Here is a 10,702-nt window from a genome sequence, read left to right as displayed (position 1 = left end):
GTTCATATAATGAATTATCCTTCTAGCATATTTATAAGATTTATATCATATATTAAGAGAAAGAATGCAAGTTAGAAAGGAGTCTTACAGAATGAGTTATTTGGAGGGAAATGACTTTAGTGAACAAAATATGGTAAGTGTACCTAATCCCTACGTATATCAGACATTACAATCAGTAATTGGTAAAYATGTGGTTATTGAAACTGTAAGAGGTAATGTAAGAGGAAAGTTAAAGGATGTGAAACCAGATCATTTGCTCATTGAAGATACGGTACCGTATATTGTACGCATTCAACAAATTGTATGGATTATGCCAAAACAATAATCAAATTACATCTAATTTGATTTATAAMAGATTAGCGTCATARACRACCAAGTAAAAACACAGGGTTTTATCTCTGTGTTTCTTCAAATTTTCGTTTTTGAATATATGCTTGAGCATGAATAATTTCTTCCTGAAGCTCTTTTAATTCTTTCATAGATTCTGATTCAATAGCCATGTAAGTAGTAACTAAACTGATCATCATATCCATNTTGAGCATGAATAATTTCTTCCTGAAGCTCTTTTAATTCTTTCATAGATTCTGATTCAATAGCCATGTAAGTAGTAACTAAACTGATCATCATATCCATTTTCTCTACTATATTTTGAATGACCTGTTCAGATAGCTCTTTTTTAGGGTGTTGTATTGCTATTAATACATTTTCCATATAATTGTTCTTTCTTTGCTGGATATCATAAATAAACTGTTTTGTGTTTGAGTTCATTTGTTKTTCCTCCGTTTTGGATATATTTCCATTCTATCATATTTGAATAGAAAATATTGGATTCCCCTAAATTTACACCTGTCTCGCACATCCCCTCAAATATACAAACTAATTCCTTAACGTACAGGGAACTAATCGAAATGCGTCAATTTTATGTCTAAACGTATAATTTTCTTTTTTTGGTATGGTGACCCATGCCCATCAACTTAAGAACGGAAACAAAATGAACTTTCGTTCAAATGAACTAAAAAACTCTTAAAATACTTTTTGTCCTTAAAAATGAGCATGCCAAATAAACCTCAATCAATCAAATTTCAAAAATTATGCAGCTCTCTTNAAATGAACTAAAAAACTCTTAAAATACTTTTTGTCCTTAAAAATGAGCATGCCAAATAAACCTCAATCAATCAAATTTCAAAAATTATGCAGCTCTCTTTTGTTTTCCCAATCCACTATACTCATAGACAACACCCATAATATCAAAGACTGTTTTCTTTTCATATCGATGAGATTTCCACCCATTTTTCTGTAGTAGGTGGAATAGGCGGATTAGAATCTTTGTTATTTCTTACGATTAGTCAACCTATATTTTTAGATTTTTGATGAACTGGATATCACAAAATGTAGGTATCCATTCTCACGCATACCAAATACCCCTAACATGGATTCATTTTTTACTAGGGGAGAATATGGTATGATGAATGAAACTATGATGTTAGGCTGTTAATCGATAATCATAGTGTATATTGTGTGTAATAAGGTGAAGGAGAAGCTTCAATAACTTATTTACACATGCAATGGACGCAACTTTATGACATTTGTTATATGGTTGCGTTTTTAATTTATCGTAGTATTCTATAATGTGATTTCGTCCGTAACGCCGTAGTTTAATCATGTTTTGGATGATTAGGAAAAGTAATTTCCGTAAATGTTTATTTCCACGTTTTAAAGATAATCTCTATTTGCCAACGCAAAGTATATAACTCATGTATTTGTTCCATCGAAACCCATTCCCACGGTGTATTCGTCACGTACACGTTTAATCCCGCTATAAGTTTACTTTTCTCTGAGTACGCTCTATTTTTTGATTTTTCTTTTTCAGCAATCTTCGCTCGTCGTTTTTGAAGTTGTTTTTCTGTTAATCGATTAAAAATGACGCGTGCAAACAGTTGTTGTTTATCACCAATATAAGCATTTTTTAATTCAAATGTTTCTCCAGGTTGTAGTTGTTTTAAAATCTGTTTTACATCAATTTGTATGTATTCCGATTGTTTCTTAATTGCACCATTTTTAAAGTATTCTGGGTTTGGATTTTTCACATATACATTCGTGTTTAATTTTAAACGAGAAATATAGTATGTACCTCGTTGATCCATTTGATCTAAGTCTTCCAATGAAAAATAACCCAAATCACGAATACATAGATCCCCTGGTCGTAAGGTATCTAAGCACTCTGTACCAAATGTTTTGTCATTATTTTTTCCTGGTCCAACTTGAAAGTTAAGAAATTCCCCACTGTGCAGATCATATTCTAATTGAATTTTGATTCCGGCTGTTTGAGCACATCCTCCAGAGCCTGGATATACATTCTCTAAAGCATTTGGCACTTGAAATACGGTGGCATCTAGGATACAAATTCGTTGGAAATATGAGAAAAAATGGTTAGAAATTTGCGTTTGTTCACATACTTTTTGTTGTAACAGTAAAGAAAAAATATGTTTTAAAAATAAAACTGCTTTTGTATTTAAGCGTTTATTTAAGCCCTCAGGACTGAGTAAAGTACCAGTAGCTGCATGAAGCCTACTACATAATCGAACTAAGGGATCACTTGCTACCCGTTGACTAATCCAAATGCAAATAGTAGCTAAGTCTGAACCAGAAAACTTACGTTTTCGTTTTATAAATCCGATTTCTCTTGCAAGTTTTTCTAAGAATACAGGTGTAACATATCGTTGTAGTTCTTCCGCAAATGATTGTAATTCATCTTGAATCGAAAGATGCATAAGAAAACGTCATCTTTTCTAATTTAGCTTGTTTAGAAAGGATAACGTTTTTTGGTACTTTTGGGGTATTAAAATCTCTTAAGTTGATGGTGATGTGGCGAGACCCCTACTTAAAACTTACAATTCATAATTCTGCAGAAAGGAAGTATATCTTTTTGAATAAAAATAAACAAAGTGATGCAAAAACGGTAATTGGAATATCTAGGAATGTGTTTGGGGACAACTTTCGGGTTGCTTATTAATAACCTTGCTCTTGGTATGATGATTGGTGTTGCTATTGGATTTGGAGTTTCTAAAATAAAGCAAAAGAAATAGCTTCATTTATACTATACAACAGCAGTAGAATCCGTAGTCCTTAAGTGATATTAATATGAAACAACACTCAACTATTAGTTAATACTGAGGTGGATAAAAAAACAATACTATCGTGCTTATTTCTAAACTTTCATTTATATTTTTATTAAAGGGGGGGAGAATAAAAGTGAAAATATGTATTCATGAAAAAGGTAACTCTAAAATTGCTATCATAGAAAGTTCAGAGATTGTAATAGGTGATGTGCAAGGAGCATTAGACTTGATGGCAACAGTTAATTTTGCACATGGTTGCCAAAAAATATTAATTAACAAATTAAATGTTGCAGAGCAATTTTTTGAATTAAAAACTGGTTTAGCGGGTGAAATATTACAAAAATATATGAACTACCGCATAAAGCTAGCTATTGTTGGAGATTTCCAAACATACAATAGTAAAAGCCTTGCAGATTTTATATATGAGTGTAATAAAGGCAAAGCAGTATTCTTCTTAAAAGATAAGGAATCTGCTTTAAGTACTCTTCATAGCGTATAGTCTTGGATAAGAAAATCCTTGTAGAATCTTGTAGCTAACTCTATAAAGATTTTTTATTTGTATTTTGTATATCTTATACAGTAGTAGTTAACATAAATCCCGTTATCGGTAGAAAAATGTTAAAGCAATAATTACACATAAAGAAAAAGAATCCCTTATGATTTCTAGGATTCTTTTTCTTGTTTAAAGTTTGCTCACACAAATATTTTGGAGTTACTTGACGTTTACTGCGTAATTATATTAAAAATGTGATGTGTATCATTTGTAAATAAATAGGATAATCTTAATTTTATAAATAGAAAATATTTGTGCCTAAGAAAAAACGGTCTTAAATCAAAGTATTTGGGCAGTTTTTTTGTTTTTCTCTTTTAGAACTAAAAGAACGGATGGAAATGCTATTGAATATGAAACATTAATCATAGTACATTTAAAAAAGGGGGGATTTTTCATAAAGAAGGTGAGAAAATGCTTGATAAAGCTGATGGTTCAATAAGGAGTCATATGTATACAGAAGAAGAACAAAAAATGTTATATAAACGGACGTTAATAATCGTAAGTATTTCACAAATGTTTGGTGGTGCGGGGTTAGCTGCTGGAATTACGGTAGGCGCACTTCTTGCACAGCAAATGCTTGGGACAGATGCATTCGCAGGGTTGCCAGCTGCTATATTTACAATGGGATCGGCAGGAGCCGCTTTAGTAGTAGGAAGGCTTTCTCAACGTTATGGGCGTCGAATAGGGCTCGCGACAGGATTTATGGTAGGAGGTTTTGGGGCTATTGGTGTGGTAATTTCCGCTTTAATAAATAGTATTATTCTCTTACTTGTTTCCCTGCTGATTTATGGTGCAGGTACAGCCACAAATTTACAAGCTCGTTATGCCGGTACAGACTTAGCGAATAAGAAGCAACGGGCAACTGCTATTAGTATTACAATGGTTATGACGACCTTTGGTGCAGTAGCAGGACCAAACTTAGTGGGTGTAATGGGGAGTTTTGCTCTTTCTATTGGTATTCCTGAACTTGCTGGTCCTTTCATATTATCAGCAGCTGCATTTCTTTTAGCAGGTCTCGTACTTTTTGTCATGCTTCGTCCAGATCCATTAATTATAGCGAACATGATAGAGACATATAAACAGAAGCATACATATAAAGGACATTCGATAACTAAGAAATCAATAACAAATAAAAGAGGCGTTACAGTTGGGGCAATCGTTATGATACTTACTCAAGTTGTCATGGTTGCTATTATGACTATGACTCCCGTACATATGGAACACCATGACCATGGCTTAAGTGAAGTGGGGCTTGTCATTGGGTTTCATGTAGGGGCTATGTACCTTCCATCACTCGTTACGGGAATCCTTGTTGATAAGATTGGTCGAATGGCAATGAGCATTGCGTCCGGAGCTATACTACTTATTGCGGGTGTGTTAGCTGCCATTGCACCAAGCGATTCTTTAATACTCCTGGTCGTTGCTCTTTCTTTACTTGGATTAGGATGGAATTTTGGTTTAATAAGTGGTACTGCTCAAATTGTTGATTCAACAGAACCTTCGACACGTGCAAAGACACAAGGGAAAGTAGATGTTTTTATTGCGTTGGCAGGGGCTTCTGGTGGAGCGATGTCCGGCATGGTGGTAGCTAATTCAAGTTATACAGCATTATCATTAGCTGGAGGAGCTTTAGCCTTATTACTCATTCCTGTTGTGATATGGTCTAGAAAAGGTGAAGAACATTAAATAAAATAGAAGTCCCAAAAGTGTTGCTTATTTGTACTGACATAGCAAAACGCATACGGAAATCTATTAAAAAAAATCGAAGAATTTGATATATAAAATTGTAAGGAGTATGTTTCCTTTTAATAACTTCGTAGAGGATGAAGCCCTCCGCTGATTAAAGTTGTATTTTATTAATAGATTTGTCCGTAATTATATCAACAATGCAATGCAAAAACTAAGGGTTAAAGAACGTTCGCAAGTGGTTATTAAGCTTCTTCGTATAGGAGAATTCAAATTATAATGAATGGGCCAACTTTTTTGGAGAAAGTTGGCTATTTTTTTATAGACAAAGGGAGAAGAATGATAAACATTCTTCTCCCTTTGTGTGTAATTAGGGTTAGCATTATCAATAGATAGATACACACTATTGTGAATTGCTGGATGAACAATTCACTTTTAAAATTATAACAAAATAAACCACAATGTAATATGAAATATTACATATTAAGGTATTGAAATATATTAAATTATTCAGGAGGTCGAAAATTATTATGACAAATACAAAATAAGTTATAATTTGCTGAAAATAGCTTGAAATGTTTCCAAAATCTCTTTTTATTATTTTAACTGTTAGGGGAGAAGAAAAGATCGAATTTTGGGATTAACAATGAGTGCGGATGATTTAATTGAAGATCCTGATATGAAAATGCAATATCTAACGACAATTCTAAACGAAATACAAAGATTCAGTGGATTAATAACTTGTTTGAACTTTCTAAGTTAGAACTTGGACAAGAAACTTTTCATCCAAGTTTCACATATGTAGACAGCATTCTGTTAGAAGTACTAGATTTACATGCTATCTTATTGAAGGAAAAAGAGATTCATTTAGAATTGCACGTTTTGGATACATTGCCACGACTTTGGATTATGTCATGTAAAATAGTACGGGTTATCAGTAATTTATTACATAATGCAATTCGGCACTCTCCTATATATGGAACAATCGAGTTGATTGTCGAGGAGAATAAACAAAAACAGCAAGTCCAATTCACTTTGCGTGATGAAGGGGAAGGGATTGCTCTAAATGATCAATTACGTATATTTGAACGTTTTTTAGAACAGATCCATCAAGAAATTCACAATCTGAAGGGTCTGGACTCGGACTAGCCATTGGAAAATTGCTAGTTGAAATGCACAAAGGAGCAATTGGTGTTCGAGATCGTTCTGATGGGAAACAGGGATGTGAATTTTGGTTTACTCTTCCCGTTACATCGGAAAAAAATAAGACGGTCGAAAGACTTTTGTAATAGTTATGTTATAGAAATGATAGACCTTCTTGTTAACATACATACAAGCACTATGTTACAGGAGGATTTTTATATTATGAAAATAAAATATTTATTGTTTATCGGAGTAATTGTAATGGTTGGGGGAATTTTATGGTTTTTATTCCGTCCCGAAAAATTATTTATTGATAAGCAAATTAATGAAGCATTGCCACAAACAGAAATAAAATCAAAAGATGTTCAACAACAAGAACGAGTAATAAGCAAAGGGCAGTTTCAGAATGGCGTTCATGAAACCATTGGAGTAGCAACAATCTATCAATTACCTGATGGGAAACGTGTTCTAAGACTTACCAATTTTGAAACCTCTAATGGTCCAGATGTTCGAGTGGTATTGGTTCCTACGGAAAGTTTAAAAAATAATGAAGATGTAAAAAACTATAAATATATTGAATTAGGTAAGTTAAAGGGAAACAAAGGATCTCAAAACTATGAAATTCCTGAAGATGTAGATATCAATACATATGGTTTAGTTTCTATATGGTGTAAGAGATTTAATGAAAATTTTGGTATGGCTCATTTTAAGAAGTAAAAAGAGATATAGGAATGGGGTTTTGGTGAAATCTGAATTAAATCTGATTATAATGCAATTCCGAAATGAAAAGATATACAGAAGAATCTTGGTAGGGATATAGACTACGAGGTCGTTCGTAAAAGAATATTAATGATGTCGTAAGTGGTACAACTATATGTGTGTAAATATATAGAAAACAAGCATTATTGCTAAAGCACCTTTTTTGAAATCAAGGTGCTTTTTCATACTGATTTTTTTCAGAGTGCTAGTATCAGTATGTCCAAGTTTCAGAGATTAGTTACAATTATCCTCGAGTTTTTGCGTAAAAAATCAATGAAAGACATTTGTAACATTTGTGAAATAGTATAGAAAGATATTTAAACTAAGATGTACATATCGAAGCTGATTTTATTTTAATCCGAAGTAAAAAGTATAAGCAATGTACGGTATAATTTCATCTTTTGTATTTTTGTAGAGTTGATAAAAGAAAGGGAGAGATCATATGAAAAAAGTGATTCCTGCAGCATTAGCATTTGCTGTTCTAGCAAGTCCAGTTTTTGCTTTAAAAGCAGAAGCAAGTACAGTATCTTCAGTTTCTAGCGTAATTACTTCTATTGAAAAAGAAAATCCATCATTAAATATTAAAGAGGGACAGATATCCGAAGAAAATTCCAATGTAAACCAAGAATTTAATGCAGATTATATTAATAATAATATTATTAAAGCGAATTTTCCATCTGTTACACCGCCTCACATTAAGCAAGCAAAGCCGCTTGAATATGTATATTTAGATTATTTTTATACAAATAACAATAAAATTATTGGGGACTGGAGAAACAAAGAACTAAAACATATGGATCCAAAACCTAGATTTTATTATGATTTAGGATTTATGGGGTATACCGAATCCCAAGTCGAAGAATATTTTGGAAGCACTTATGGAGAGGCCTTTGTAAAAGGACTTGTTCTGGAAACATTAGAAAACTTTTTCCAAACTCGATATGCGCAAGATCCAAATGATCCTGATGTGCAAAAAATACTGCAATCTAAATATTACGAAAAAAGTGAAGCTGAAGATTCATTCTGGTTGCCAGAATTTTTCCAAGGAAATGGTGGTTTAGAACGAGCAATTCTAGAGGAATTTGGAAAGAAAAGTTTAGACGAGCTTGGAATCCAAGTTATTTGGGGCGATAATAATTGGGGCGCTGAAAAGGCCGTAACAATTGGTTATTCATCGAAGACGCCGTTTAATCCACTAAAAGACGCTGAACTAACTGAAAAGAAATATCTTAAGAAAGTTCCTGGTGGATCAGCATCAATTCCAGCAAAAAATACAGGATATGAAGTAACATTTGACATCAAAACAGGGTTGACTAATGAACAATCACAATCATTTGCTCACACAGTAGGTGTAAATGCTGGTTTTGGTATTGAAGATATTTTTGAAATTGGAGCAAGTTATGAGTTCCAAAGTACATTTGGTACAAGTATCTCACTAAGCGAAGAACAAACAGTATCCCGTAAATTTAGTCTTACTAACGATACTGATAAAACGATTACAGCAGCATTATATCAAGTTACTGCTGAGTATAGCCTAAAACCTGGATCAGTCGCTGCGGGAGCTGTAAATAAAACAATAAATTCACCTTTTGCACAGTTTTGGCAAGGTGGCGGTTATTGGGATACAGCTACAAAAGTTAAACCATCATCTACTTCAACAGGTGCAATTAAAACAGATGATTTAAAACTAGTTCGTTCAGATGTACTAGAAAAATAAAGAGGTACGGAAAAGGCACCTTATTTTTTTTCACTTATGAAATCTTACAAATGTGTCATCTTTATGTAAGGTAATTAGATAGTTCATTTACTATTTCAATGTGATAATAAAAGTATAAGAAATAATAAAATTTTAGATGTTATAGGAGAGTGCTAGTAATGATTGTAACAACAACTTCTACGATTCAAGGAAAAGAAATTATTGAGTATATTGACATTGTAAACGGTGAAGCAATTATGGGTGCAAATATCGTACGAGATCTATTTGCTTCTGTTCGTGACGTTGTTGGTGGCCGTTCTGGTGCATATGAAAGTAAATTGAAAGAAGCACGTGATATTGCAATGGAAGAAATGAAAGTTCTTGCGAAGCAAAAAGGTGCAAATGCAATTGTTGGTATTGATGTAGACTACGAAGTCGTTCGTGATGGAATGTTAATGGTGGCCGTAAGCGGTACAGCAGTACGTGTGTAAATAGATAGAATGTGGATTTTTCTATAGTTGTTATGTATTTTCTATAAATATAGAGAAATTATGTTTATGAACACATCACAAAATATAAAAAAGGAAGAGAATTATAAAAATTCTCTTCCTTTTTTATATGTTCATAGATTTCTTACACCAGGACCAAAAAATTTTTATACGCAAGCTTTTTTAGGATTCACATCCGTGTTTCCTGTTGTGATACCTACTTACCTTTAGTCAACTTCCTCATTATTTTCTATAAACATTTGAACTTGACAACTATAGGATTCTGTATTGAAGACATCATTAAATAAATCCACTTCAATAAAACTTTTAATTTTTAAATTATTTTCTTTTACATATTTAACTATTTTTCTTCTACGTTCCTCCTCATTATGTTTACTATAGGCTAAAGTTAAATACTTCCCCTTTGGTAATATTTTTACATTTTGTTCAACTTCTATATTAAAATTCCCTTGAAATCCACTAAAAACATATTTTGGTTCTACATTACCATCTGAATTAAAGTTATATATGATTCCTCTTTCCATTGACATTTTCCACTCTTTATCTTGAATGATTTTCTCTAGGTCTGAATAGTAAAGTAGCTCCTTTAAGCTTCCTACTTCTTTACATGGTGCTACAATTACATAACGCTGTTCAAAGAATTTAATAGATATTTCATCATGATTTAATATATCCTTAGAATTCTCTACCTGCGTATTTAAGGTATCAATGCTTTTGATTATTTCTTGCATTTTATTTATGTTTTCTTCTGCTTCATATCTTTTTAATTGTAAAAATTTTAGTAATTTATCAGTATCACAGTCCTTAAAAATCTCTTGAAGTTCTACTATACTAGTTTTTAACTCTCTACAATTTTTTATAATATCTATATAAATAAATTGATCTATAGAATAATATCTATAACCTGTTATCTCATCAATATATTTTGGAATAAGAATACCTATTTTATGGTAATATCTTAACGCTTTTATTGTAATGCCTTTCATTTTAGCAACTTCCCCAATAGAGAATAAGTTTTTCACCCTAATCACTTCCTTTATATTTTTCTTGTTGACTCTCCCCTTAGAGGAGACCTTATTATCATAATAAGTTATTTACAATACTATATATATCCATTTTAATTTTTCGACATATAAATCGCTGCTATGGAAAATACAACATGACCGCTACTTGCTCTCGTCCCCCTAAAAAGAAGGGTGTTTTTATGTCGTTTTTTTAATTTGTATATAAAAGGGAG

Annotated in this window: 8 protein-coding genes and 3 pseudogenes; 7 read left to right on the top strand and 4 right to left on the bottom strand. The window is 32.4% G+C overall.

The window, feature by feature from the left end; all coding sequences use genetic code 11:
* Nucleotides 1–91: 91 nt before the first annotated feature.
* Nucleotides 92–325 (top strand): YuzF family protein, encoded by a 234-nt coding sequence (locus AZF08_RS22955; protein ID WP_063177381.1) that lies wholly within the window; start codon nucleotides 92–94, stop codon nucleotides 323–325.
* Between the two features lie 164 nt (nucleotides 326–489).
* Here the strand turns inward: AZF08_RS22955 and AZF08_RS22945 are convergent, their stop codons facing one another.
* The 3 genes and pseudogenes from AZF08_RS22945 to AZF08_RS22940 all read right to left on the bottom strand — a co-directional run.
* Nucleotides 490–768 (bottom strand): hypothetical protein, encoded by a 279-nt coding sequence (locus tag AZF08_RS22945; protein ID WP_063177380.1) that lies wholly within the window; start codon nucleotides 766–768, stop codon nucleotides 490–492.
* A gap of 715 nt (nucleotides 769–1,483) precedes the next feature.
* Nucleotides 1,484–1,714 (bottom strand): annotated as a pseudogene (locus AZF08_RS29240) (IS110 family transposase); the annotation flags it as partial.
* Nucleotides 1,704–2,771: pseudogene (locus AZF08_RS22940) on the bottom strand (IS4 family transposase); the annotation flags it as partial. The pseudogenes AZF08_RS22940 and AZF08_RS29240, both read right to left, overlap by 11 nt.
* Before the next feature lie 481 nt (nucleotides 2,772–3,252).
* Here AZF08_RS22940 and AZF08_RS22935 point away from each other — a divergent pair.
* The 6 genes and pseudogenes from AZF08_RS22935 to AZF08_RS22910 all read left to right on the top strand — a co-directional run bounded on the left by AZF08_RS22935 (nucleotide 3,253) and on the right by AZF08_RS22910 (nucleotide 9,447).
* Nucleotides 3,253–3,618 (top strand): DUF4180 domain-containing protein, encoded by a 366-nt coding sequence (locus AZF08_RS22935; RefSeq protein WP_033678733.1) that lies wholly within the window; start codon nucleotides 3,253–3,255, stop codon nucleotides 3,616–3,618.
* Between the two features lie 465 nt (nucleotides 3,619–4,083).
* Complete coding sequence (locus AZF08_RS22930; protein WP_033678735.1) at nucleotides 4,084–5,358, top strand: MFS transporter; 1,275 nt, start codon at nucleotides 4,084–4,086, stop codon at nucleotides 5,356–5,358.
* A 655-nt stretch (nucleotides 5,359–6,013) separates the two neighbouring features.
* Nucleotides 6,014–6,647 (top strand): annotated as a pseudogene (locus AZF08_RS30220) (sensor histidine kinase); the annotation flags it as partial.
* A gap of 76 nt (nucleotides 6,648–6,723) precedes the next feature.
* Nucleotides 6,724–7,218 (top strand): DM13 domain-containing protein, encoded by a 495-nt coding sequence (locus tag AZF08_RS22920; RefSeq protein WP_033678737.1) that lies wholly within the window; start codon nucleotides 6,724–6,726, stop codon nucleotides 7,216–7,218.
* Between the two features lie 484 nt (nucleotides 7,219–7,702).
* Entirely contained in the window at nucleotides 7,703–8,977 is a 1,275-nt protein-coding gene (locus AZF08_RS31560; RefSeq protein ID WP_235190140.1) for a hypothetical protein, read from the top strand.
* A gap of 158 nt (nucleotides 8,978–9,135) precedes the next feature.
* Nucleotides 9,136–9,447, top strand: coding sequence for a heavy metal-binding domain-containing protein (locus AZF08_RS22910; RefSeq protein WP_033678739.1), 312 nt, complete (start codon nucleotides 9,136–9,138; stop codon nucleotides 9,445–9,447).
* Between the two features lie 224 nt (nucleotides 9,448–9,671).
* Here AZF08_RS22910 and AZF08_RS22905 read toward each other — a convergent pair whose 3' ends face one another.
* Entirely contained in the window at nucleotides 9,672–10,487 is an 816-nt protein-coding gene (locus AZF08_RS22905; RefSeq protein ID WP_033678740.1) for a MerR family transcriptional regulator, read from the bottom strand.
* Nucleotides 10,488–10,702: the final 215 nt, after the last annotated feature.

Origin of the sequence: Bacillus gaemokensis (assembly GCF_001590835.1) — a bacterium.
In the GTDB taxonomy this organism is placed as follows: Bacteria; Bacillota; Bacilli; order Bacillales; family Bacillaceae_G; genus Bacillus_A; species Bacillus_A gaemokensis.
Note: the sequence above shows the minus strand (reverse complement) of the source record. Positions and strands in the feature narration are given on the sequence as shown.